This window comes from Pseudomonas sp. S5F11 (genome assembly GCF_019641515.1).
GTDB classification, from domain to species: Bacteria; Pseudomonadota; Gammaproteobacteria; order Pseudomonadales; family Pseudomonadaceae; genus Aquipseudomonas; species Aquipseudomonas rhodesiae.
In genome coordinates this window covers 4,414,926-4,437,968 of the sequence record NZ_JAIFJZ010000001.1, presented here as the reverse complement: position 1 = coordinate 4,437,968, position 23,043 = coordinate 4,414,926, and the positions used below count along the sequence as shown (strand labels likewise).

The 23,043-nt window shown below is 60.5% G+C and carries 21 protein-coding genes; 11 read left to right on the top strand and 10 right to left on the bottom strand.

Annotated features, from left to right (window positions below; all coding sequences use genetic code 11):
* The first annotated feature begins 346 nt into the window (after positions 1-346).
* Positions 347-826 carry an Lrp/AsnC family transcriptional regulator gene (locus tag K1567_RS20070; protein WP_003194418.1) on the top strand — a complete coding sequence of 160 codons (480 nt, stop codon included), beginning with the start codon at positions 347-349 and terminating at the stop codon, positions 824-826.
* A 175-nt stretch (positions 827-1,001) separates the two neighbouring features.
* Positions 1,002-1,211: a DUF2788 domain-containing protein gene (locus K1567_RS20065; protein WP_025999909.1), complete on the top strand. Its 210-nt coding sequence runs from the start codon at positions 1,002-1,004 to the stop codon at positions 1,209-1,211.
* Here the strand turns inward: K1567_RS20065 and K1567_RS20060 are convergent.
* The 4 genes from K1567_RS20060 to K1567_RS20045 all read right to left on the bottom strand — a co-directional run bounded on the left by K1567_RS20060 (position 1,206) and on the right by K1567_RS20045 (position 7,621).
* Entirely contained in the window at positions 1,206-1,841 is a 636-nt protein-coding gene (locus K1567_RS20060) for a pseudouridine synthase (protein WP_034100884.1), read from the bottom strand. The genes K1567_RS20065 and K1567_RS20060 overlap by 6 nt on opposite strands.
* A gap of 71 nt (positions 1,842-1,912) precedes the next feature.
* Positions 1,913-3,385 carry an AMP nucleosidase gene (amn, locus tag K1567_RS20055; RefSeq protein WP_162276694.1) on the bottom strand — a complete coding sequence of 491 codons (1,473 nt, stop codon included), beginning with the start codon at positions 3,383-3,385 and terminating at the stop codon, positions 1,913-1,915.
* A gap of 119 nt (positions 3,386-3,504) precedes the next feature.
* On the bottom strand, positions 3,505-5,160 hold the full coding sequence (locus K1567_RS20050; RefSeq protein WP_034100886.1) for an acyl-CoA dehydrogenase family protein: 1,656 nt from the start codon (positions 5,158-5,160) through the stop codon (positions 3,505-3,507).
* Between the two features lie 70 nt (positions 5,161-5,230).
* A complete protein-coding gene (locus K1567_RS20045; RefSeq protein WP_169868444.1) occupies positions 5,231-7,621 on the bottom strand; it encodes a hybrid sensor histidine kinase/response regulator in 2,391 nt (796 codons plus the stop codon).
* Positions 7,622-7,898: 277 nt separating this feature from the next.
* On the opposite strand from K1567_RS20045, the gene K1567_RS20040 reads away from it, so the two are divergent.
* The 4 genes from K1567_RS20040 to K1567_RS20025 all read left to right on the top strand — a co-directional run bounded on the left by K1567_RS20040 (position 7,899) and on the right by K1567_RS20025 (position 11,433).
* Positions 7,899-8,696 carry a hydroxymethylpyrimidine/phosphomethylpyrimidine kinase gene (locus K1567_RS20040; RefSeq protein ID WP_034100888.1) on the top strand — a complete coding sequence of 266 codons (798 nt, stop codon included), beginning with the start codon at positions 7,899-7,901 and terminating at the stop codon, positions 8,694-8,696.
* 32 nt (positions 8,697-8,728) lie between these two features.
* Positions 8,729-9,352 carry a thiamine phosphate synthase gene (thiE, locus tag K1567_RS20035; RefSeq protein ID WP_169868445.1) on the top strand — a complete coding sequence of 208 codons (624 nt, stop codon included), beginning with the start codon at positions 8,729-8,731 and terminating at the stop codon, positions 9,350-9,352.
* Positions 9,353-9,369: 17 nt separating this feature from the next.
* Entirely contained in the window at positions 9,370-10,653 is a 1,284-nt protein-coding gene (gene hemL, locus K1567_RS20030; RefSeq protein WP_099313208.1) for a glutamate-1-semialdehyde 2,1-aminomutase, read from the top strand.
* 225 nt (positions 10,654-10,878) lie between these two features.
* Positions 10,879-11,433 (top strand): tetratricopeptide repeat protein, encoded by a 555-nt coding sequence (locus tag K1567_RS20025; RefSeq protein ID WP_034100891.1) that lies wholly within the window; start codon positions 10,879-10,881, stop codon positions 11,431-11,433.
* A gap of 3 nt (positions 11,434-11,436) precedes the next feature.
* Here the strand turns inward: K1567_RS20025 and K1567_RS20020 are convergent, their stop codons facing one another.
* The 6 genes from K1567_RS20020 to K1567_RS19995 form a co-directional block, all read right to left on the bottom strand.
* Complete coding sequence (locus tag K1567_RS20020) at positions 11,437-12,549, bottom strand: succinylglutamate desuccinylase/aspartoacylase family protein (protein WP_047882014.1); 1,113 nt, start codon at positions 12,547-12,549, stop codon at positions 11,437-11,439.
* Positions 12,550-12,558: 9 nt separating this feature from the next.
* Entirely contained in the window at positions 12,559-13,269 is a 711-nt protein-coding gene (locus tag K1567_RS20015; RefSeq protein ID WP_034100893.1) for an ABC transporter permease, read from the bottom strand.
* Positions 13,266-13,982 (bottom strand): ABC transporter permease, encoded by a 717-nt coding sequence (locus tag K1567_RS20010; protein ID WP_034100894.1) that lies wholly within the window; start codon positions 13,980-13,982, stop codon positions 13,266-13,268. Before K1567_RS20010 ends, K1567_RS20015 begins: the two co-directional genes overlap by 4 nt.
* Positions 13,983-14,014: 32 nt before the next feature.
* Positions 14,015-14,773 carry a transporter substrate-binding domain-containing protein gene (locus K1567_RS20005; RefSeq protein ID WP_220698797.1) on the bottom strand — a complete coding sequence of 253 codons (759 nt, stop codon included), beginning with the start codon at positions 14,771-14,773 and terminating at the stop codon, positions 14,015-14,017.
* Between the two features lie 39 nt (positions 14,774-14,812).
* The gene (locus K1567_RS20000; protein WP_220698796.1) at positions 14,813-16,867 is read right to left on the bottom strand and encodes an FAD-dependent oxidoreductase; all 2,055 of its coding nucleotides are present in this window, start codon (positions 16,865-16,867) and stop codon (positions 14,813-14,815) included.
* A gap of 302 nt (positions 16,868-17,169) precedes the next feature.
* Complete coding sequence (locus K1567_RS19995; RefSeq protein WP_003215457.1) at positions 17,170-17,496, bottom strand: DUF1820 family protein; 327 nt, start codon at positions 17,494-17,496, stop codon at positions 17,170-17,172.
* Positions 17,497-17,627: 131 nt separating this feature from the next.
* On the opposite strand from K1567_RS19995, the gene miaB reads away from it, so the two are divergent.
* The 5 genes from miaB to lnt all read left to right on the top strand — a co-directional run bounded on the left by miaB (position 17,628) and on the right by lnt (position 23,020).
* Positions 17,628-18,956: a tRNA (N6-isopentenyl adenosine(37)-C2)-methylthiotransferase MiaB gene (miaB, locus tag K1567_RS19990; protein ID WP_220698795.1), complete on the top strand. Its 1,329-nt coding sequence runs from the start codon at positions 17,628-17,630 to the stop codon at positions 18,954-18,956.
* A 194-nt stretch (positions 18,957-19,150) separates the two neighbouring features.
* Complete coding sequence (locus K1567_RS19985) at positions 19,151-20,155, top strand: PhoH family protein (protein WP_034100898.1); 1,005 nt, start codon at positions 19,151-19,153, stop codon at positions 20,153-20,155.
* Positions 20,148-20,606 (top strand): rRNA maturation RNase YbeY, encoded by a 459-nt coding sequence (gene ybeY, locus K1567_RS19980; protein WP_034100899.1) that lies wholly within the window; start codon positions 20,148-20,150, stop codon positions 20,604-20,606. Before K1567_RS19985 ends, ybeY begins: the two co-directional genes overlap by 8 nt.
* Positions 20,607-20,648: 42 nt before the next feature.
* The gene (locus tag K1567_RS19975; RefSeq protein WP_010206772.1) at positions 20,649-21,488 is read left to right on the top strand and encodes an HlyC/CorC family transporter; all 840 of its coding nucleotides are present in this window, start codon (positions 20,649-20,651) and stop codon (positions 21,486-21,488) included.
* 8 nt (positions 21,489-21,496) lie between these two features.
* Positions 21,497-23,020 carry an apolipoprotein N-acyltransferase gene (lnt, locus tag K1567_RS19970; RefSeq protein WP_034115195.1) on the top strand — a complete coding sequence of 508 codons (1,524 nt, stop codon included), beginning with the start codon at positions 21,497-21,499 and terminating at the stop codon, positions 23,018-23,020.
* Positions 23,021-23,043 lie beyond the last annotated feature (23 nt).

Sequence of the window (23,043 nt, the reverse complement as noted above, 5' to 3'; positions counted from 1 at the left end):
ATCAGTCACGAGAACAATTTTCTTAAGGCAAAAGAAAAGGGGCGACCCGTCGGCCACCCCTTGAGAATTTCGTCCTGGCTCAACGCTTTTGACGTTGGCTCACCTCACGCCGTCTTGTGGACAGTGTGCAGCCTGGAGGCCGGCTCAACCCTGCTGGGGTGGCGGCCGCAGCGGGCCTGATTGGGCGAGCTGCAGTGGACTGTTGTCCAGGCGGTGATTCTGTTGCTAACGATACGCGCCAGAGCCCGACAGATGATTGCGAAGATTGCGTCAATAAACAGTGCTTGCGCAATTTTTAACCCTTCATAGATAATTCGCCGCAATAGTTACGACAAAGGCCAACCCAATGAGCAAGCTTGACCGATATGACCTGAGTATTTTGGCTGAATTGCAGCGCGATGCGCGTATCTCCAACCAGGAGTTGGCAGAACGCATCGGCCTGTCGCCGTCACCTTGCTCGCGCCGGGTCAAGCAGTTGGAAGACGATGGCTACATCGCGCGCCAGGTCGCCCTGCTCGACCGCAAGATGCTCGGCCTGAGCCTGACCGCGTACGTGCTGATCGGCATGGACCGCCACACCCCCGAACGTTTCGAAAACTTCGAAGCCGCCATCCGCACCCTGCCCCAGGTACTGGAATGCAGCCTGGTCACCGGCATGGATGCGGACTATCAGTTGAAGGTGGTGGTGCCGGACATGGATCACTATCAAAAACTGCTACTGGGCCACCTCACCCGGATCGAAGGCGTAACCAGCGTACGTTCAAGCTTTGTACTCAACCAAGTGCTCAACAGCACAGAGCTGCCACTGACCCACCTACGCACCTAAGGTCAATGAAGATCAAATGTGGGAGGGGGCTTGCCCCCGATAGCAATACTTCAGTCAGCTTATCCATAGCTGACCCCCGCCCACATTTTGATTGCACTTCGATCCAGGTCAATGTTGCGCTTGTGACACTGCCCTATACTCGCCGCCTGCCCCGTTGGAAGAGCCCATGAACAACATCGACCCCGCCCTGTTTGAAGAATGGATGATGACCGGCCTGGTCACGATTCTGATTATTTTCATGGGCTTTATCGTCTGGGACCTGGCGAAGAAATCCAAGGCCGGACGCTTCGGCTCGTTCATCCTGTTCTTCGTGCTGGGCCTGGGCGTGGCGGCGTTTATCATCAAGAGCGTGGTGATTGGCCTGATCGAATCCGGCGCTTTATAAACGCGCCGGGACTTCCTTCCATTGGCCTTGGTCCAGGCCGTCGATTGTCCAATCGCCAATGCGCACCCGCACTAGCCGCAGGGTCGGCAAGCCCACGGCGGCGGTCATGCGCCGCACTTGGCGGTTACGCCCTTCTCGAATCACCAGTTCAAGCCAGTACGTCGGGATGTTTTTGCGAAAGCGTACCGGTGGGTTGCGTGGCCATAACGCGGGCTCGTCCAAGCGCCGAGCCTCGGCGGGCAAGGTTTTGCCGTCGTTGAGTTCTACCCCATCGCGCAGGCGTTGCAGCAATTCTTCCGTGGGTTCGCCCTCCACCTGCACCCAGTAGGTTTTCGCCAGCTTGTGCTTAGGGTCGGCAATGCGCGCCTGCAACTGGCCATCGTTGGTCAGCAGCAGCAAGCCTTCGCTGTCACGGTCCAGACGGCCCGCCGGGTAGATGCCGGGAATGTCGATGAAGTCCTTGAGCGTCGCGCGCCCGCCTTCGTCGCTGAACTGGGTCAGCACGTCGAATGGTTTATTGAACAGGATCAACTTCGGCTCGGCCGGCGGCGCCTTGGCAACGCGACGCGCAGCGGAATACGGAGGTTTCACGCCAGGGCGGCGCGAATCGGGACGGGTGGGACGAGACATAGCAGAACAACATCTAACGGTCAGGACCGACAATGCTAGTGGCCTGACCGTTAAATGACCATCCCAACCGCTTAGCGGAACGGCGGCTCGTCGAAGCTGCGCAGTTTGCGCGAGTGCAGCGAGTTGAGTTCGTTGCGCAGCAGGTCCACCGCTTCGATGCCGATCTTCAAGTGCTGGCTCACCGCGCGTTCATAGAACGCGTTGGCCGAACCAGGCAATTTGATTTCACTGTGCAGCGGTTTATCCGATACACACAGCAACGTGCCGTACGGCACCCGCAAGCGATAGCCCTGGGCGGCGATGGTGCCGCTTTCCATGTCCACGGCCACGGCGCGGGACAGGTTTATCAGCGGTCGCTCCTGGGCCCAGCGCAGCTCCCAGTTGCGATCGTCGTAAGTCAGCACGGTGCCGGTGCGCAGGCGTTTTTTCAGCTGTTCGCCTTTTTCACCGGTGACGTGGGCCGCCGCTTGCTGGAGCGCCAGTTGCACTTCGGCCAGGGCCGGGATCGGGATATTCGGCGGCACCACACGGTCGAGAATGCCATCGCGACGCATATAAGCGTGAGCCAGGACGTAGTCACCGATGGTCTGGGATTGGCGCAGGCCGCCGCAGTGGCCGATCATCAGCCAGCAATGCGGACGCAGTACGGCCAGGTGATCGGTGATGTTCTTGGCGTTGGACGGGCCCACGCCGATATTGACCAGGGTCACACCGTGACCATCGCTGGCCTGCAAGTGATAGGCCGGCATCTGGTAGCGGTGCCAGACCACGCCGGCGGCAATGGCCGAGGCTTCGCCGTGATCCATGCTCTTGTCGATCACCACGTTGCCCGGCAGCACCATGCGGATAAAACGCGGGTCGCTGCGCAATTGTTCCAGGCCATGCAGGATGAACTGGTCGACATAGCGGTGATAGTTGGTCAGCAGAATCCAGGGTTGTACGTGGCGCCAGTCGCTGCCGGTGTAATGCACCAGGCGGCGCAGGGAAAAGTCCACGCGGGCCGCATCGAACAGCGCCAGGGGCAGTGGGTTGGTGTTTTCCCAGTCATACAGACCATCGGCGATGCCGTCGGTGGCGGCCGACAGGTCGGTGCTCGGGAATACGCGGGCCAGGGTGGCAGCAGTCACGCCGGAGCCGGCGAGTTCATCGCCCTGCTCGACCACATACGGGTAAGGAATATTCTGTTGGCTGACGCCCACTTCCACCGTCACGGTGAAGTCGTGCATCAACGGCACCAGTTGCTCCAGCAGGTACTTACGGAACGCCGCAGGATGGGTGACGGTCACGCTGTAGGTGCCCGGCAGTTGCACCTTGGCATAGGCGCGGGTGGTCTGTGGGACTTCGCCGTGGCAGTGGTAGGTCAGGCGCAGCTCGGGGTAGCGGAACAGCGCGCGTTGCTCGGCGTCGGGTTCGACGCGGTCCTTGAGGTATTGCTTGAGGGCCTGATTGAGCGCGCCGGTAGCTCGCTCATGCAGAGCCGCCAGCCGGTCCACGGCTTCTTCGGCGGTTTTAACGACAACAAAAGCTTCGGTCACGGTAAGCATCCTGTGTTCTGACATGCAGGCCTGTATCTTGCCTGCATCCCAGCCGCACCGAAACAGTGGCGTTGGAATGCACTCAATAATGTGGGAGAGGCTTGCCCCCTCCCCCCTTTGGACCGGGCTTATTCAGAAACAGAAGGCGTTGAGCGGGCGACAATCGCCGCCACATCCACACCTCGCGGCAAGGCGCCATAAGCGCGGCCGGAGGAATCGCTCAAGCGGCTGGCAATAAAACCGTCGCTGACCGCGGCATTCCCCGCCTCCAACAACAGCTTGGCCTGCAAGGCCACGGCAATGTCCTCGGTTAACTGCCGCGCGCGGTATTGGATGTCCTGGGTATCCATAAAAGCTGACTTTAGCTGTTCGATATGCCGCGCCAAATGCCGGTCGCCGTGGCCATTGCCCAGTTCGATAAACAGCGTCTCCAATACGCCCGGTTCCTTGGACAGCGCACGCAGCACATCCAGGCATTGCACGTTGCCGGAGCCTTCCCACGTTGAATTCACCGGTGCCTCACGGTACAGGCGCGGCAGGATGCTGTCCTCCACATAACCGGCGCCGCCCATGCACTCGGCGGCCTCGTTGATCATGGCCGGCGCGCGTTTGCAGATCCAATACTTGCCCACCGCCGTCACCAGCCGTGCGAATTTACTCTCCTGCTCGTCATCCAAATGGTCCAACGCCCTCCCCATGCGCATGCTCAAGGCCAGGGATGCTTCACTTTCCAGGGCCAGGTCGGCCAGCACGTTTTGCATCAGCGGTTGCTCGCTGAGCACGCGGCCGCTCACCGAGCGATGGGCGCAATGATGGCTGGCCTGGGTCAGGGCCTGGCGCATCAGGGCGCTGGAGCCGACCATGCAATCGAAGCGGGTCATGGCCACCATCTCGATGATGGTCGGCACACCACGGCCTTCTTCGCCGACCATCCAGGCCAGGGCGCCGCGAAACTCCACTTCGCTGGAGGCGTTAGAACAATTGCCGAGTTTGTTTTTCAGGCGCTGGATGTAGAACTCGTTGCGGGTGTCATCCGGGCGGTGCCTTGGCAGTAGGAAACAGCTCAGGCCCTTGTCAGTCTGGGCCAGCGTGAGGAACCCATCGCACATCGGCGCGGAACAGAACCACTTGTGGCCCACCAGCTCATACGCCTGCCCAGGGCCGCCAGCGCCCACCGGATAAGCCCGGGTGGTGTTGGCGCGCACGTCGGTGCCGCCTTGCTTCTCGGTCATGGCCATGCCGAGGGTGGCACCGGCCTTGTGGGCGATGCCGACGTTGCGCGGGTCGTATTGGGTGCTGAGGATTTTCGGCAGCCAGGTCTTGGCCAAATCCGGCTGCAACCGCAACGCCGGTACGCAGGCAAAGGTCATGGTCAATGGGCAACCGCTGCCGGCTTCGGCCTGGCTGTGCAGGTAGGTCATGGCGGCGCGGGCCACATGGGCGCCGGCCTGCGGATGAGCCCAGGGCAGCGAAGGTAGGCCATGTTCGACGGCGGTGCGCATCAGCTCGTGATAGGCGGGGTGAAACTCAACCAGATCAATGCGGTGACCGTAACGGTCGTGGCTGTTGAACACCGGTTTGTGTTGATTGGCCAGAAACCCAGCCGCCATCAACGGCCCGCCGGCCAATGCGCCATAGGTATCGATGCGCGAGTGCGCCCAACCGGCGCCGAAACGTCGCGACCACTCTTGCAGGGGCAGGTCGATGCGGTACAGGTTGACGCCGTCCAGGGAGGGCGGTTGGTTGGTCACGTCGTGGGTTTCGGCAAATTGATGCAGGTTCATCACGGGCGTCCTGGAAAAAAGGCCACGCTCAGTTGAGGCCGGTTTTTTCAGTTAAGCACCGCTACCGCGCTTAAAAAAGTGACATACGCGCCGAATGCGCGGCGCTTTCACCCTCTAAAACCCCTAGCACGCAGCGCTCCATCACCGCTTGCAGCGCCTCGAAACGCACCGGTTTGGTCAAACGCTCAGTGACACCTACGCCCAGGCACCGCTCTCGCTCAGGCACATTCGACGATGTACCCAGGGCGATCACCGGCAATTCTCCCCCACCAGGCAGTGCGCGGATCTGACAGCACACAGAGAAGCTTCCTTCGGGAAGGTCCAACAGAACCGCGTCAAACGCCTGCGCTTGCAGCGCCTCCAACGCCGCAGGGCCACTGTCCACGGTTTTGACCCGATAGCCGAGCTTGAGCAGCATGCCGCGCACGGCCAGTTGACCGACGCTGTTGTCATCCACCAACAACACCGCGCAATCCTGCGCCGCTCGTTGCCGGGCCGGCAACGGCTTGGCTTCGGACGGCACCGAGCGCACCTGCATTTCGAGCTGGAAGCGACTGCCCTTGCGGGGTTCGGAATGATGGGTAAGGCGCCCGCCGATCAGTTCGATCAATTGCCGGCAGATCGCCAGACCGATGCCCAACCCGCCGTATTCGCGGGTGGTCGAGCCATCCAGTTGGAAGAAGCGCTGATACAGCGTGGCCTCATCCAGGGAGGCAAAACCAATGCCGGTGTCAGTCACGATAAAACTCAGGTGCACGCCGCCGTCGCGGTGAGGCACTCCCACCACGCGCAGGCGTACCGAACCTTCGTGGGTGAATTTGAAGGCGTTGTCCAGCAGGCAATCCAGGCACTGAATAAGCTTGTCGACGTCCCCCTCCAGACGGTCCGGCAGCTCATCCGCCACGTCGATGGAAAACGCCAGGCCCTTGCCCTGGGCGCTGGTATTAAATTGCTGGCGCAGGCTGTCGAGCACGCCACGCAGGCTGAACACGCGGTGTTGCGCACTCAGGCGACCGGCCTGCAATTCGGTGAGGGTGAGGATGCCATTGACCATGCGCATCATGTCCCGCGCGGAGCCGGCGGCGGTCTGATGGTATTGGGTCAGATCGTGACTCAGGGGCACCGTCTGCATGAGTTCCAGGGAACCGATCACGCCGTTCATCGGCGTGCGTAGCTCGTGGGTCAGGGTGGCGAGAAACTCATCCTTGAGCCGGTTGCTGCGGGCCAATTGGGAGTTAAGCACTTCGAGCTTTTGGCTGGCATCGAACAGAATCTGCGCCTGCTGCTCGCGCATGGCATTGATGCGGTCGGCCAGGGCCAGGGACAGCAGTGCCACTTCAATCGCCGAACCGATCTGACTGGCGTACATGGTCAGGAACATATTGGGCAGATAACCCAGCACCATCAGGGTGTTGACCACCCCGCCCAGCAGGAACGCCGACCAGGCGATGATGAAGTAACGCGCCACCCTCTGCCCGCAGTACCAGGCCTTGATGGCGGCGACGAAGATGGTCACGGTGAACACCAGCGCCAGGCCCGTGGCCAGACGCAACGCCAGCGCGTAGCTGGTCATCAACGACAGCAGCATGACCACTGCCCCGCACGCCACCAGCGCCAGCAACACACGGTTGATCCAGCGACTGTGTTGAGCGGTGTGCAAAAAGCTGCGCGCGAACAGACTGCCGAACAGCGCCGACGCGCCGATCAGAAACGGTGTCGCGGCGTTCGTCCACCAAGGGTTGTTGGGCCAGAAATATTCCACCGCCGCGCCGTTTACCGACAACTGGTACAGACCGAACGAGGCGATATAGAAGATGTAATACAAGTAGCTGGTGTCGCGCACGCTGAGGTAGATGAACAGGTTATAAACCAGCATCCCCAGCAACACGCCATAGATCAGACCCAGCACATACAGGCGCAGCGGCTGCTGTTCCAGATACGCGGTGCTCGACCAGAGGGTCAGCGGCGCCTGAATCGAGCCCTCGCTCTGCACTCGCAGATAAACGGTTTTATCCTCGCCCGGGGTGAAATCCAACTTGAACAGGTAGTTGTTCTGACGGATCTCGCGACTGGCGAACGGCAACGCATCTCCAGTGCGCCTGACCAAACGATAGGTGCCCGTGCTGTCGGGCAGGTACAGGTCCAGATGGTCCAGCGGCGGGTACGCCAGCTCCAGCAGCCAGGTGCGTCGGGCCTCGGCGTTGTGGGGCACATAGTGCAGATTGAGCTTGAGCCAGAACACCGAACGCGAATAGCCGGCGTTGAGGGTGTCCTTATCGTGGAGCTTGAATTGCGCGAGCGCGGAAGGCGCGCTGACATCGGCAATGGTGAGGGCGGCGCTCGGGTCTTCGAGCACTTGCAGGGCTCGGCCCAGGGGCAGGCTTCGGGTGTCCTGGTTGAACTCAATGGCGCTGGCGAGCATCGGCAGCCCGCACAACAATAGAATCAGCAAATAGCGCATAGAGCCCCAGCGTGGCCTGTCCGGTTATATCAAAAGCCCCCCATTCCTTTTGAGAAGACGTACACCGGCGGTACAGATAAGTTGTTTGAATCCACTCTAGCATAGCCGTTGCAGGCCATTGGACACCATTGAAATAATTTTTTGAAAGGCTCTAGATCAAGGCTTTCAGCGCTGTTTTTCAGGGTTTCAGGCAGCAAAAGAAACTCGCCGGGTGCGACAACATTCAGCCACCGCCCGAAGGCCACGCAAAAAGCGTTTGGTGGTAAGCTCGCCCACCATGAATATCTACAGCTCTCGCCCTGTTGTCCTCTGTCTCTCCGGCCATGATCCCAGTGGTGGCGCCGGCTTGCAGGCAGATATCGAAGCCCTGCTCGCCCAGGGTTGCCATGCGGCTCCGGCCGTCACCGCGCTGACCGTGCAGAACACGGTGAACGTCAGCGACTTCCGCGTGCTCGACCGCGAGTGGGTGCTGGCCCAGGCCAACGCCGTGCTCAGCGACTCCGAGGTGGCGGCGGTCAAGCTGGGCATGCTCGGCTCCACCGCGATGGTCGACACCGTAGTCGAGCTGCTGCAGGCGCACCCGCACCTGCCGGTAGTCTGCGACCCGGTGCTGCGCGCCGGTGGTGGCGGTAGCCTGGGCAAGGACGAAGTGGGCTACGCGATGCGTGAGCGGTTGTTGCCGCTGTCGCTGATCGCCACGCCGAACCTGCCCGAGGCACGTATCCTCGCCGAGCTGCCCGAAGGCACGGCGGACGAGTGCGCCGACAAGCTGCTGCCGTTTATCAAACACCTGTTGATCACCGGTGGTCATGGCGACGAGCATGAAGTGCACAACCGCCTATATAGCCGCGACGGCACGCGCCAGACCTTCACCTGTCAGCGCCTGCCGGGCAGCTATCACGGTTCGGGCTGCACGCTGGCCAGTGCTTTGGCCGGGCGTCTCGCCCAGGGCGAGGGCCTGGTCAGCGCCGTGCAATCGGCCCTCAACTACACTTGGCGCACGTTGCGTGACGCCGAACAACTCGGCCAGGGCCAGTTCGTACCGCGCCGGCTGCCGCTGGATTTCTGCTCGTAGGCGCCTGCTCGCCACTTCAAGGGACATGCCCGATGAAATTACGTGGCCTTTACGCCATAACCGACGGCCAACTGTTGGCCGGCAAATTCCTAGCCTACGTCGAAGCGGCGTTGGACGGTGGCGTGACCCTGCTGCAGTACCGCGACAAAAGCAGCGATGACGCGCGCCGCCTGCGCGAAGCCGAAAAGCTGCGAGAACTGTGCTCGCGCTACAAGACCCAACTGATCATCAACGACGACGCCGAACTGGCCGCGCGCCTGGGCGTCGGCGTGCACCTGGGCCAGACCGACGGCCCGCTCACCCCGGCCCGTGCGCTGCTCGGCCCCAAAGCCATTATCGGCGCCACCTGCCACAGCCAGATCGAACTGGCCGAACAGGCCGCCAAGGAAGGCGCCAGTTACGTGGCTTTTGGCCGCTTCTTCAATTCCAACACCAAGCCCGGCGCCCCGGCCGCCACGCTGGAGATGCTGGCCGAAGCGCATCAGCGCCTGCATGTGCCCATCTGCGTGATCGGCGGCATCACTCTGGAGAACGCCGAACCGCTGGTGGCCCAGGGCGCCGACCTGCTCGCCGTGGTCCACGGCCTGTTCGGTGCCGACAGCACCCAGGAAGTGACGCGCCGCGCCCGCGCCTTCAACGACCTTCTTAAATCTTAAGTTTAGAGAGCCCGCTCATGTCCCGTTCCGAAACCCTGTTTGCCAATGCCCAGAAACACATCCCCGGTGGTGTGAACTCCCCCGTGCGTGCGTTCAAAAGCGTGGGCGGCACGCCGTTGTTCTTCAAACATGCCGAAGGCGCCTACGTCACTGACGAAGACGACAAGCGCTACGTGGACTACGTGGGCTCGTGGGGCCCGATGATCCTCGGCCACAGCCATCCGGATGTGCTGGACGCCGTGCGCAAGCAGTTGGAACACGGCCTGTCCTATGGCGCGCCGACCGCCATGGAAACCGAGATGGCTGACCTGGTGTGCTCCATCGTGCCGTCGATGGAGATGGTGCGCATGGTCAGTTCCGGCACCGAAGCCACCATGAGTGCGATCCGCCTGGCTCGCGGCTTTACCGGGCGCGACAGCATCATCAAGTTCGAAGGCTGCTACCACGGCCACTCCGACAGCCTGCTGGTCAAGGCCGGGTCCGGCGCGCTGACCCAAGGCGTACCGAGCTCGGCCGGTGTGCCGGCGGCGTTCGCCAAACACACCCTGACCCTGCCCTTCAACGACATCGCTGCCGTGGAGCACATGCTCAGTGAAGTCGGCCAGGAGGTGGCGTGCATCATCGTCGAGCCGGTGGCGGGCAACATGAACTGCGTACCGCCGGCGCCGGGCTTCCTCGAAGGCCTGCGCGAGCAATGCGACAAACATGGCGTGGTGCTGATCTTCGACGAGGTGATGACCGGTTTCCGCGTAGCCTTGGGCGGCGCGCAGGCGTACTACGGCGTCACGCCGGACCTGAGCACCTTCGGCAAGATCATCGGCGGCGGTATGCCGGTGGGCTGCTTCGGCGGCAAGCGCGAAATCATGCAGCACATCGCCCCGCTGGGCCCGGTGTACCAGGCCGGCACGCTGTCGGGTAACCCGCTGGCCATGGCAGCAGGCCTGACCACCCTGCGGTTGATCAGCCGTCCGGGCTTCCACGCCGAACTGACCGACTACACCACGCGCCTGCTCGACGGCCTGCAACAGCGTGCCGATGCGGCCGGTATCCCATTCGTCACCACCCAGGCCGGCGGTATGTTCGGCCTGTATTTCAGCGGCGCCGACGATATCGTCACCTTCGACGATGTGATGGGCAGCGATGCGGACCTGTTCAAGCGCTTCTTCCACCTGATGCTCGAGGGCGGCGTTTACCTGGCGCCAAGCGCGTTCGAAGCCGGTTTCACCTCCATCGCCCATGGCGACGCCGAGTTGAAACTGACCCTGGATGCCGCTGAACGCGCCTTCGCCGCTCTGAAATAAACATTTGAAACCGGTAGGCGCCACCCCAGTGGCGCCTGATGGACTACTTTGCCTACGGATATTTCCGAGTTTTTTCGAGAAATAACCTGCAATCCGGCAGATAACTTGCCCAACCAGCAGAAAAACGAGTAAAGACTTTGTAAGCAGGGGCCTGCTTATTTCATAATGCGCGCTTATTGGATCCCACGAGGATCCGCGCGCCCCGTCAGAGGTAAGTCGATTCCCATGAAACGCACCGGCCGCACCCTGGTTCTGGGCTGCCTGTTGCTCCTTCAGCCGCTGCTGGCACATGCACAAGCAGGCGGCAACTCGTTGTTAATCCCAGCGATGGGTCGTTGCACCCTCAATACCCAGCCAGACAGCCAGGCCGAAGCGCTGAGCGCGTGCCAGAAACAGGCCGACGACGGGGATGCCCAGGCGCAATACGAGTTGGGCGAGTACTACCATGACAGCAAAAACCCCGCTCGCGACCTCAACAAAGCCCTGAGCTATTTCGAAAAAGCGTCGTTACAGGGCCACGCGCAGGCGCAATTCGAGCTGGGTAACATGTTCTTCCACGGTGAAGGTGTACCGGCCAATAACGTCCAGGCTTACATCGTGTTGAAAATGGCGGCGGTCAACGGCGCCGAAGACGCGCTGGACACCGCCGACGAAGTCGCCGAACACATGCAGCGCGATGAACTGGAAGTGGCTACCCAGGTACTGGGTCAGATCTTCCGCAAGTACCTGCTGGAATTGCAAAGCGCCGACGGGCGTTCGCCCTTCTCGCCCCTGCCTTGATAACTAAGGCGACAAGAGGTCTCCCTGGCGATAGGCATGTGCGCCTGCGACATGCGCGATCGTCATCCCCGCGGTCGCCATTCGCCGTATAGACCGAACGTACAAGAGCCCGGCGTACGTGCAGGCCACGTGTGTCACACGGTCTGTGATCGGATCAATGATTTCGGCCAGGATTTGCCCCGCCTCCACGTACTCCCCGACCTGCGCGCAAAACACAATCAGCCCACCCACCGGAGTCTTTACGGGCTCCACTCCCGCCAAGGGTATTGGTGGATTGAGCAAGGGCGGCATAGGTAACGCTTGGCCTTCAATGACACCGCGCTGCATCAAGAAGTTGATCATCCCTTGGCAATCCCTGCGTGCCAGCCGATGGTCGACATCGGCAACACCCCGCAACTCCACGGTCACTGCAAAACCGGGCGCACAAAAGCGCCCGTTGAACCTCTCCTGCATCTGCTCCCAAAACAACGTAAAGCACTCATCGAAAGAGTGCCCGCCAGCCTGCTTGGTCAAAAAACACGCTTCGGCGCCCAAGTAACGAGCCAACGGTTCCACTTGTGGCCAGAAATCCGGCGACAGATACAAGTGCTGCACTGCTTCAAAATCACAATGTAAATCCATCACCAAGTCGGCATCACAGGCCAGTGTCTGCAGGATCAAGCGCATGGAATGCAGTTGTGTGGCGGGCACTTGGCTGGCAAGCGTTCGTAGCAGAGTCGAACGGATCAAGCGCAGGTTGCTGACAGGGTCTTCGGTCAAGATGTCTTGCACACTGTCGCCGACCTGCTGGCTGACATCCAAGAACAAGCGATTGAAGTTTTCCCGACTCTCGTTATCGAAACGCCCCTGCGGCACGTCCATCAGCACCTGCTCCAGCCCCAGCGGATTGGCCACCGGCACGAGCACCACAGCGCAGCGCAACAACCCGGCAGCCTCCAACTGCGCAAGTTGCTGCTTCAGATGCCACACCACCAACATTCCCGGCAACTCATCGGCGTGCAGTGAGGCTTGGATGTAAACCTTGCCCGCCGCTGCGGTCGGGCCGTAATGAAAACTATGGATCCGCCGTACCGTACCCGGCACGGCCGCCAGCAATTCGTGCGTCTGAATTTGCATAACAGCCTCCTATCGGCCCACATCGAGAAAACGCAGCCAACGCCGTTCAGCGAGACGAAACAAACCGACCAGCGCAAAAGTAATACACAGGTAAAGGAGTGCAGCGAGGCCGAAGGATTGGAAGGTCAGAAAGGTCGCGGCATTGGCATCCCGCGCGACTTTGAGGATGTCCGGTACCGTAGCCGTGAACGCCAACGTGGTGGAATGCAGCATGAAGATCACCTCATTGCTGTAGTAGGGCAATGATCGGCGCAGTGCCGAGGGCAAAATCAAGTGCACGTATAGCTTCCACCCATCGAACCCCAAGGAGCGCGCGGCCTCGATTTCACCCCGTGGCATCGCGCGAATGGCGCCGGCCAATATTTCTGTCGTGTAAGCACCTGTATTCAGGGCGAACGCGAGCAGCGTGCAATTGAGCGCCTCGCGGAAGAACGCATCCAGGACCGGCTGTTCTCGCACGGCGGCGATGCTGTAGATGCCGGTGTAGAAGATCAGCAATTGGATATACAGCGGCGTACCGCGAAACAGGTAAGTGAAGGTACGCACCGGCCAACGCAGCCAGCACCGGGGAGAGTCCCTGGCGATGGACAATGGCAACGCCAGTATCAGCCCGAAACACAGCGAAGCGCTGGTCAGCCATAACGTCATGGCCAAACCGGTGAGTTGATGGCCGTCGGAGTAAATGAACGGCCGCCAATACGTCTGTATCAACTCAATCATCGTGACGGCTCCTGCGCACCCACGCCGTATCGACGCTCCAGCCAACGCAAGGCGAGGTTGGAAACGCTGCTGAGCAGCAGGTAGATCAGCGCCGCCAACAGCAGGAAAGGCAACAACAGTTGGCTGCCCTTGCCTGCCATCTGAGCCACTTTGATCAGATCCGCTAAACCAATGACCGACACCAGGGCCGTGGCCTTGAGTAATACCATCCAGTTATTGCCCAGCCCCGGCAGGGCGAGCCGCATCATTTGCGGGAACACCACATGCACAAACCCCTGAGTGAACGTCATACCAAGCGCCTTGGCGGCCTGGAATTGGCCGCGTGGTACAGCCAGCAAAGCCCCCCGAAAGGTTTCGGTGAAATACGCGCCGTAGATGAATCCCAACGTGAGCACGCCAGCACTCAAAGGGTCGATTTCGATGTAATCCCATCCCAAAGCGCGGGTCAGGCGGCTCAAGCCGGTTTGTGCCCCATAAAAAATCAGCAACATCAACAGCAGGTCTGGCACACCCCGTACCAGCGTGGTGTAGAGCTGCGCCCATAGGCGCAAGAGACGCAAGCCGGATAATTTGGCCGCCGCACCGAGCAAGCCCAACAGAAGTCCCAACAGCACTGATAGCAGTGCCAGTTGCAGGGTGACGCAGACGCCAAGCAGCAAAAGCGGTGCATACGCGTCCAGCGTCGAGATGAAATGAGTGAACGTGACTGGCATCGCTCGCGCCCTCGTCGACGATTGAAAGGCGGTTATTGACCGCTGTACATGTTCACACCAGGAAAATACTGGTCTTGCAGGCGCGCGTAGGTGCCATCGGCGTGCAGCGCGGCCAGCCCTTTATCCAGCAAGGTTTTCAAGGCGTGGTTGCCCTTGGCGATGCCGATGGCGCTTTTGGAGGGCATTAAATCGCTTTCAATCAACGGTCCCATGACGAACCCGGCCCCCTGAGGTAACCGCAGGAAGCCACTTTGCGCCTGCTGAGCATCTTGCAGGGAGGCGTGCAAACGCCCTCCGACCAAGTCGGCATACACCTGCTCCTGGTCGGCATACGCCACGACTCTCATGCCTTGGGTGGCGAGCACTTGGCGAGCGTAGGTTTCCTGGATACTGCCTTGCAGATAGCCAACGGCCATGCCCTTGCCCAGCTCGGTGCCGGGGCGTAAGACCATGGCCGTAGGGCTGGAAAACACTTCAGATGAAAAATCGATCACCTGCCCCCGGGCATCGGTCACGGTCATCGACGCCAGAATCGCGTCGATCTTGCCAGCGTTCAGGCTGGGGATAAGCCCGTCGAAATCGCTTTCAACCCATCGGCAACTAACGTTCAACTGTTTGCAAAGGGCATTGCCGATATCAACTTCGAAGCCGGTCAACTTTCCCGCATTGTTCTTATAAGCAAACGGGGCATAGTTAGGATCCACACCAAAACGAATAACGGTATATTCCTTGGCAAACAGCGAAGTATTTAAAAAAAGAAGCATGAGAAGAAACAGGCATATTTTTTTCATTGTTGTATTTCTCTCGTGATTGATTTAACGACGGATTGACTACACCTCGATAAAAGGAATTTCTCTACGAACAACTAAAGAATGGGCTGGCGCATCAAACTCCCGCGCATGCCGATGCCCCGAATAAACAGCCGCGGCGATGGTGCCAGGTGCCAGGCTGTCGCCAACCAAGGTGAGCGTGCCAATGCCACGCTCGTGCAGAATTTCCGGGGTGCTGGCCAACGCCTGATAAAGCGACTGCTCAGGCTCGCGCGAGGTGACCAGCAACACCGATGCGGCAGGCAGCCGGCGCGTACGCCCGGTGTAGACACACGCAACCTCCATACCTTCCGGTGCCGCATTGACCAGCGTATGGGACGGGACGATTGTGATGTTAAGTTCCAGCAAACGGCGCTGGATGCGGTGTTGCTCCAGGGTGTTGTGCGTCCACGCCGCCACATCCGCCGCCGGAGTGACGAAGACCACCTCTACACCCTGCGCCACCAACCGTTCGGCCAGCACGCTGCCCATATAATAGTGATCATCGTCAAACAGCAGCACCGGTGAAGGCGGCACTGCGCCAGCCATCAGATCGTCTGGGGTCAGCACCGGGAGGCATTCGAGGCCCGGTAATGCAACGCGCAGAGCACGGCCCAGACCGTCCCGCCGCCAGTGCGAGCCGGTGGCGATAACCACATGCTCGGCCGCGAAATCGAGTACGTCTTGGGCCTGCAGGGGGCTCTCACGGTAAATGTCGACCGATGGCAGGCGGCTCAACGCATCCAGCCGGTAGTCAACGACCCGGGCCCAACTCGCCAGGCCCGGGAGCCGGGATTCCAGCGCTACACGCCCACCCAGGGTACGCCGGCTGTCGACCAGCGCCACCTGCATCCCACGCGCGCCAAGCACCCGCGCGCACTCCAGCCCCGCGGGGCCAGCGCCCACCACCAGGGCAAGGCCGGGCTGACGGACTTGATGGAGGTTCTCCGGGTGCCAGCCGCGCCGCCATTCCTCGCCCATGGTGGGGTTCTGCGTACAGCGCACAGGCGTACTGGTGTGGTCACCACTCACGCAAATATTGCAGCCAATACACTCACGGATCTCGTCCGCACGCCCCTCTTGGATCTTTCGCGGCAGAAACGGATCGGCAATCGACGGACGAGCCGCGCCGATCAGGTCGAGCACCCCGCGGCGTACCAGAGAGACCATGGTGTCCGGGGAGGTAAAGCGCCCGACGCCCACCACCGGCTTACTCGTAAGCGCCTTGAGCCCCAGCAGGAAGGCTTCCTGATAACCTTCCGCGGCGAAACGTGCCGTCATACTGTCGTTTGCCCAGTCGGCGACATTTACGTCCCATAGGTCCGGCAGGTCGGCCAGCCTCGAAAAAATCTCCGCCCCCTCGCCCTCGCGACATAGGCCGCCAGCCATCTGCTCATCCACGGCCAGACGCACCGCCACGGCGCAACGCCCTCTCACCGCATCGCGGGTGTCTTCAATCAGCTCTCGCAACAGGCGCACGCGATTCTCCAGCACACCACCGTACTCATCGGTGCGCCGGTTGTTACGCTGGGTCAGAAAATGAAAGGCCACGCTCAGGTCATGTCCGGCGTAGACGTAGATGATGTCGAACCCTGCCGCTTGCGCCCGTAATGCGGCAGCCCTGTGCAGGGCGCGCAGCTGACGGATATCGGCTAGGCTCATGGCCCGCGCCTGTACCGGGTCGTACCCGCGCACAGGTGTATTCGAGGGAGCCCAGGGGATTTCCCGGCTATAGCGATTGGGCGCCGCATAGCCGTTGAAGGCCAACTCCACACCGGCCAGCGAGCCGTATTGATGTACCTCCTCGCACATGCGCGCCAGGGCAGGAATGTCGCGTTCATCCCACAAACGCGCCTCAATGCAGGGAGAAAACTCGCTCAACGGGCTGATTTCGCACTCTTCGGTACAGACCACGCCCCACCCGCCCTCAGCTTTTATACCGCGCATGCGGGCCATGGCCGATGGATGTACATGCCCCATGCCATTGCAGTGGGGCACTTGATAAAAGCGGTTTGGAGCGCGAACGGGGCCGATGAGGACCGGTTCAAACAGAATGTCATAGCGTGAATCGCGCACAGGGATACTCCCGAACGGATACGTTCTTTGAAGACTGCTATAAGAAACTCGGCGACAACTAACGGCTTTATAAATGAGGTGACAACCTACTCAGACACTCACCCTGTTAAAGTCGAATCAACGTGACAGCTCAATAACAAGAACATCAAGATCCAGGCCCATTATTACGGCGAGACTTGAGGTGATTTGTTATTGGCATCGTTATATCGCCCTCCAGACATAAACAAAATCTGCTATTTTTTAAACAGAATGTCTATGTACTAGAGGGCAAAATCAGAAACGCCCTACAAAATAGTTGAGCCTTACTTTTCAGGCATCGGCATCGGAAACGGCATGACATTGCTCATGCCCCGTGCTTCGCTGATCTTCGGTGTACCCAGGCGCTCGACTTCATCGATGCGCACGATCGAGTGCATCGGCACAAAGCTGCGCACTACACCTTCGAACTGCGCCTTGAGCTTTTCCTCGCCCGGATCGACGACCAACTGGGTGCGCTCGCCAAAGACGAACTCTTCCACTTCCAGGAAGCCCCACAGATCACTTTGATAGATCTGCTTGGCGTACATCTCGAACACCTGGCCCTGGTTGAGGAAAATCACCTTGTAGATTGGAGCTTCACGTTTGGTCATGGTGGGCGAACAACACATCGGGGATATAAAAGAGGGCGCGAACTATAGCATGGCACCCGATGCACAGCGCTAGGAACCAATGGGCATGCCCCCTATAATGCGCGGTTCTTTACCACCAGTTGACGATTCCCATGGCCAAGAAGCTTTACATCGAAACCCACGGTTGCCAGATGAACGAGTACGACAGCTCGCGCATGGTAGACCTGCTGGGTGAACACCAGGCCCTGGAAGTCACCGCCCGCGCCGAAGATGCCGACGTGATCCTGCTCAATACCTGCTCGATCCGCGAACGGGCCCAGGACCGTGTGTACTCGCAGCTGGGTCGCTGGCGCGAATTGAAACTGGCCAACCCGGACATGGTGATCGCCGTCGGCGGTTGCGTGGCCAGTCAGGAAGGCGCTGCAATCCGCGATCGCGCGCCCTATGTCGACGTGGTTTTCGGCCCGCAGACCCTGCATCGCCTACCCGACATGATCGACGCCGCGCGCACCAGCAAGCTGCCGCAGGTTGACGTGTCATTTCCTGAAATCGAAAAATTCGACCACTTGCCCGAGCCGCGCATCGACGGGCCCAGCGCCTATGTTTCGGTGATGGAAGGTTGCAGCAAGTACTGCACGTTCTGCGTGGTGCCCTACACCCGTGGCGAAGAAGTCAGCCGTCCATTTGACGATGTGCTGTCGGAAATCATCCATCTGGCCGAGAACGGCGTGCGCGAAGTGACCCTGCTGGGTCAGAACGTCAACGGTTATCGCGGCCAGACCCACGACGGGCGGCTGGCGGACCTTGCCGAACTGATCCGCGTGGTCGCGGCGGTGGACGGCATCGAGCGCATCCGCTACACCACTTCGCACCCGTTGGAGTTCTCCGACAGCCTGATCCAGGCCCACGCCGAAGTGCCGGAACTGGTCAAACACCTGCATTTGCCGGTTCAATCGGGCTCGGATCGCATTCTGGCGGCCATGAAGCGCAACCATACGGCCCTGGAATACAAATCCAAGCTGCGCAAATTGCGCGCAGCCGTACCGGGGATTTGCATAAGCTCGGACTTTATCGTCGGTTTCCCCGGCGAAACCGAGAAAGATTTCCAGCAAACCATGAAACTGATCGAAGACGTCGGCTTCGACTTCTCCTACTCGTTCGTCTACAGCCAACGCCCCGGCACCCCGGCGGCGGACCTGGTGGACGAAACCCCGGAGACCGTGAAAAAAGAACGCCTGAATGCCCTGCAACACCGCCTGAATCAGCAGGGCTTCGAGATCAGCCGACAAATGGTCGGTTCGATCCAGCGCATCCTGGTCACCGACTATTCCAAGAAAGACCCCGGCGAACTGCAAGGCCGCACCGAGAACAACCGGATCGTCAATTTCCGTTGTGATAATCCAACATTGATCGGTCAGTTTGCCGATGTGCACATCGATGCGGCGCAGCCGCATTCGTTGCGCGGCTCGCTGGTGCAATAAACGTGGGAGGGGGCTTGCCCCCGATGGCGGCGAATCAGACCACTCATTTATTGGCGACACACCGCTATCGGGGGCAAGCCCCCCACCCACATTGGAACCGTGCAACATTCCAATGACGTAAGTGCTTTCGTACCCGCGTCACTGGCGTTATCCTCTCTTTCACTTAAACAGCCAAAGGGCGGCTAAAAGCAACCTTGAACGCACCCATAGCAGAACCCCATCGTTTTCTCCTCGAGCCATTTGAGGCTCGCCGTTTCGCCAATCTGTGCGGACAGTTCGACGAGCACCTGCGTCTGATCGAACAACGCCTGAGCATCGAGATCCGCAACCGCGGCAATCAGTTCGAACTCATTGGCGACCCCCAGCACACCACGTCCGCAGAAAACCTGCTGCGCCGTCTCTACCGCGAGACGAAGGGCAGCGAGTTGTCACCGGAAACCGTGCACCTGTACCTGCAGGAGTCGGCCGTGGAAGACCTGGCCAACAACCCTGTAGCCGAAGCCAGCGTGGCCCTGCGTACCAAGAAAGGCATGATTCGCCCACGCGGCTTGAATCAGCAGCGCTACGTCAAGGAAATCCTCGGCAACGACATCAACTTCGGCATCGGCCCGGCCGGTACCGGTAAGACCTACCTGGCCGTGGCCTGCGCGGTCGATGCTCTGGAACGCGAGCAAGTACGCCGCATTCTGCTGGTACGCCCAGCGGTCGAGGCCGGTGAAAAGCTCGGCTTCCTGCCCGGTGACCTGGCCCAGAAGATCGACCCCTACCTGCGCCCGCTCTACGACGCGCTCTACGAGATGCTCGGCTTCGAGTACGTGGCCAAGCTGATCGAGCGCCAGGTGATCGAGATCGCTCCGCTGGCCTACATGCGCGGCCGTACCTTGAACAACAGTTTCATCATCCTCGACGAAAGCCAGAACACTACCGTCGAGCAGATGAAGATGTTCCTCACCCGTATCGGTTTCGGCTCCACGGCCGTGATTACCGGCGACGTCACCCAGGTCGACCTGCCCAAGGGCACCAAGTCCGGCCTCGCCCAGGTGATCGAGGTACTCAAGGACGTTCCGGGTATCAGCTTCACGCACTTTATGCCCAAGGACGTGGTGCGCCACCCGCTGGTGCAGCGCATTGTCGAAGCCTACGAGCGCTTCGACCATCGCGATGGTGCCCCGGCCAAGGACGTTCGCGGCGATGCTTGAACTGGATCTGCAGTTGGCTACCGACGCGCCAGCCCCCAGCGAGGAGCAGTTTCGCCAATGGTGTGCACTGGCACTGCGCCAGCGCAGCGCCGACTCGGAACTGACCATCCGTCTGGTGGGCGAGGCCGAGGGCCGCGAGCTGAATCACACCTGGCGCCACAAGGACTACGCGACCAACGTGTTGTCCTTCCCCGCCGATGTTCCCGACGAGTTGCTGGACATTCCATTGCTGGGCGACCTGGTGATCTGCGTCGAAGTCGTCGAGCGTGAAGCCAGGGAACAAGGCAAGGAACTTGAGGCGCATTGGGCCCATCTAGTCATCCACGGCTGCTTGCATCTCTTGGGTTACGACCATATAGACGATGACGAAGCCGAGGAAATGGAAGCACTGGAACGAACGTTGCTTGCGCAATTGGGTCATCCCGACCCTTATGCCGATGACGAAGCTTAAAAAACACTCAACTGTAACAACAAAGGATTCAGAGTAATCGCTATGAGCGAAGACCGATCGAGCAACGGGCAGAAGTCATGGCTGGGTAAACTGACCCAGGCTTTTGCCCACGAGCCGAAAAACCGCCAGGAGCTGCTGGAGCTGCTGCGCGAGGCCCATCAGAACAAGTTGCTGGACAGCGAAGCGCTGGCCATCGTCGAAGGCGCCATCCAGGTGGCTGACCTGCAGGTCCGGGACATCATGGTCCCGCGTTCGCAGATGATCAGCATCAAGGCGACCCAGACCCCACGGGAGTTCCTCCCGGCCGTGATCGACTCGGCGCACTCGCGCTACCCGGTGATCGGCGAAAGCCATGACGACGTCATGGGCGTGCTGCTGGCCAAGGATCTGCTGCCGCTGATCCTCAAAGAGAACGGCGACAGCTTCAACATCAAGGATCTGCTGCGCCCGGCCACCTTCGTGCCCGAGTCCAAGCGCCTGAACGTGCTGCTGCGCGAATTCCGCGCCAACCACAACCACATGGCCATCGTGATTGACGAATACGGCGGCGTGGCGGGCCTGGTGACCATCGAAGACGTACTGGAACAGATCGTCGGCGACATCGAAGACGAACACGACGTCGAAGAAGACAGCTACATCAAGCCTCTGCCCAGCGGCGACTTCCTGATCAAGGCGTTGACGCCGATCGAGAACTTCAACGAGTTCTTTGACAGCGAATTCTCCGACGACGAGTTCGACACAGTGGGCGGTTTGGTGATGAGCGCGTTTGGCCACCTGCCCAAGCGCAACGAAACCACCGAAATCGGCGCCTATCGCTTCCGCATCCTGAATGCCGACAGCCGTCGTATCCACTTGATTCGCCTGACACCTATCGCCCGCTAAGGACTGACATGCGCCGTCTTATCGCACCCGGCTGGCCCGGTAACCTGCTGGCCGTGGTGGCCGGCGCCATCACTACCCTGGCGCTGGCGCCGTTCGATTTGTGGCCATTTGCGCTGGTGGCCGTCGGGCTGTTCTATATCGGCCTGCGAGAGCTGACACCGCGCCAGGCCTTGGGGCGTGGCTGGTGCTTCGGTTTCGGCCTGTTCGGTGCCGGCACCAGCTGGATCTACTACAGCATCCACCACTTCGGCGGCGCTTCGGTGCTGCTGGCGGGGTTCCTGATGCTATTGTTCACGGCCGCCATTGCCTGGTTCTTCGCCCTGCCCGCCTGGCTGTGGGCACGCTGGCTACGCCGCAACGAAGCGCCGCTGGCGGACGCCCTGACATTCGCAGCGCTATGGGTGGGTCAAGAGGCCTTTCGCGGCTGGTTCCTCACCGGTTTCCCGTGGCTCTATTCCGGCTACAGTCAACTCGATGGCCCACTGGCAGGGCTGGCCCCGCTCGGCGGGATGTGGCTGATTTCCTTTGCCCTGGCGCTCACGGCTGCCGTGCTGTGCAACCTGCCGCGCCTGCTGGCCGCCAAACGCAATGGCTTTGTCGCCGCGGGCCTGGTGCTGCTGGTCGCGCCATGGGGCATCGGGCTGGCGCTCAAACATCATGCCTGGACCGAGCCATCCGGCGCTCCGTTGAAGGTGGCCGCGATCCAGGGCAACATCGAACAGAGCATGAAGTGGGACCCGCAGCAGCTCAATGCGCAATTGGCGCTGTACCGCGACATGAGTTTCAGCTCCAAGCCTGTGGACCTGCTGGTCTGGCCCGAAACAGCGGTGCCGGTGCTCAAGGAGTCGGTGGAGGGTTACCTGGGGATGATGGGGCGGTTCGCGGCCGACCGGCATACCGCGCTGATTACTGGCGTGCCGATTCGTCAGGAAGTGCACCACCAGAAGCGTTACTTCAACGGCATCACCGTAGTGGGCGAAGGCGACGGCACCTACCTGAAGCAAAAACTGGTGCCTTTCGGTGAGTACGTACCGTTGCAGGACATATTGCGCGGGCTGATTGCGTTCTTCGACCTGCCGATGTCGGACTTTGCCCGTGGCCCCTCCGACCAGGCCATGCTGCAAGCCAAGGGTTATCAGATCGCCCCGTTCATCTGCTACGAAGTGGTTTACCCCGAGTTTGCCGCAGGCCTTTCAGCCCAGAGCGACCTGTTGCTGACCATTAGCAACGACACCTGGTTCGGGCGCTCCATCGGCCCTCTGCAACACCTGCAAATGGCGCAAATGCGTGCGCTGGAAGCGGGGCGCTGGATGATCCGCGCCACCAACAACGGCGTGACCGGGCTGATCAACCCGTTCGGACAGATCACCGTGCAGATCCCGCAGTTCGAACGCGGCATCCTGTATGGCGAAGTAGTTCCCATGCATAACCTGACGCCGTACCTGCAATGGCGTTCGTGGCCGTTGATCATCGTGTGTCTGGGGCTGTTTGGCTGGGCGCTGCTGGCGGGCCGCCTGTCGAAAATCGGCTGACAAGAGCCCCACCCGCAGGCAGG

Coding starts and splice junctions, on each gene's coding strand:
- K1567_RS20040 (WP_034100888.1), top strand. CDS start 7,899: ATGAATATCTACAGCTCTCGCCCTGTTGTCCTCTGTCTCTCCGGCCAT.
- miaB (WP_220698795.1), top strand. CDS start 17,628: ATGGCCAAGAAGCTTTACATCGAAACCCACGGTTGCCAGATGAACGAG.
- K1567_RS20005 (WP_220698797.1), bottom strand. CDS start 14,773: ATGAAAAAAATATGCCTGTTTCTTCTCATGCTTCTTTTTTTAAATACT.
- K1567_RS20025 (WP_034100891.1), top strand. CDS start 10,879: ATGAAACGCACCGGCCGCACCCTGGTTCTGGGCTGCCTGTTGCTCCTT.
- thiE (WP_169868445.1), top strand. CDS start 8,729: ATGAAATTACGTGGCCTTTACGCCATAACCGACGGCCAACTGTTGGCC.
- amn (WP_162276694.1), bottom strand. CDS start 3,385: ATGCTTACCGTGACCGAAGCTTTTGTTGTCGTTAAAACCGCCGAAGAA.
- K1567_RS20070 (WP_003194418.1), top strand. CDS start 347: ATGAGCAAGCTTGACCGATATGACCTGAGTATTTTGGCTGAATTGCAG.
- K1567_RS20045 (WP_169868444.1), bottom strand. CDS start 7,621: ATGCGCTATTTGCTGATTCTATTGTTGTGCGGGCTGCCGATGCTCGCC.
- hemL (WP_099313208.1), top strand. CDS start 9,370: ATGTCCCGTTCCGAAACCCTGTTTGCCAATGCCCAGAAACACATCCCC.
- ybeY (WP_034100899.1), top strand. CDS start 20,148: ATGCTTGAACTGGATCTGCAGTTGGCTACCGACGCGCCAGCCCCCAGC.
- K1567_RS20050 (WP_034100886.1), bottom strand. CDS start 5,160: ATGAACCTGCATCAATTTGCCGAAACCCACGACGTGACCAACCAACCG.
- K1567_RS19975 (WP_010206772.1), top strand. CDS start 20,649: ATGAGCGAAGACCGATCGAGCAACGGGCAGAAGTCATGGCTGGGTAAA.
- K1567_RS19995 (WP_003215457.1), bottom strand. CDS start 17,496: ATGACCAAACGTGAAGCTCCAATCTACAAGGTGATTTTCCTCAACCAG.
- K1567_RS20015 (WP_034100893.1), bottom strand. CDS start 13,269: ATGATTGAGTTGATACAGACGTATTGGCGGCCGTTCATTTACTCCGAC.
- K1567_RS20020 (WP_047882014.1), bottom strand. CDS start 12,549: ATGCAAATTCAGACGCACGAATTGCTGGCGGCCGTGCCGGGTACGGTA.
- K1567_RS20010 (WP_034100894.1), bottom strand. CDS start 13,982: ATGCCAGTCACGTTCACTCATTTCATCTCGACGCTGGACGCGTATGCA.
- K1567_RS20060 (WP_034100884.1), bottom strand. CDS start 1,841: ATGTCTCGTCCCACCCGTCCCGATTCGCGCCGCCCTGGCGTGAAACCT.
- lnt (WP_034115195.1), top strand. CDS start 21,497: ATGCGCCGTCTTATCGCACCCGGCTGGCCCGGTAACCTGCTGGCCGTG.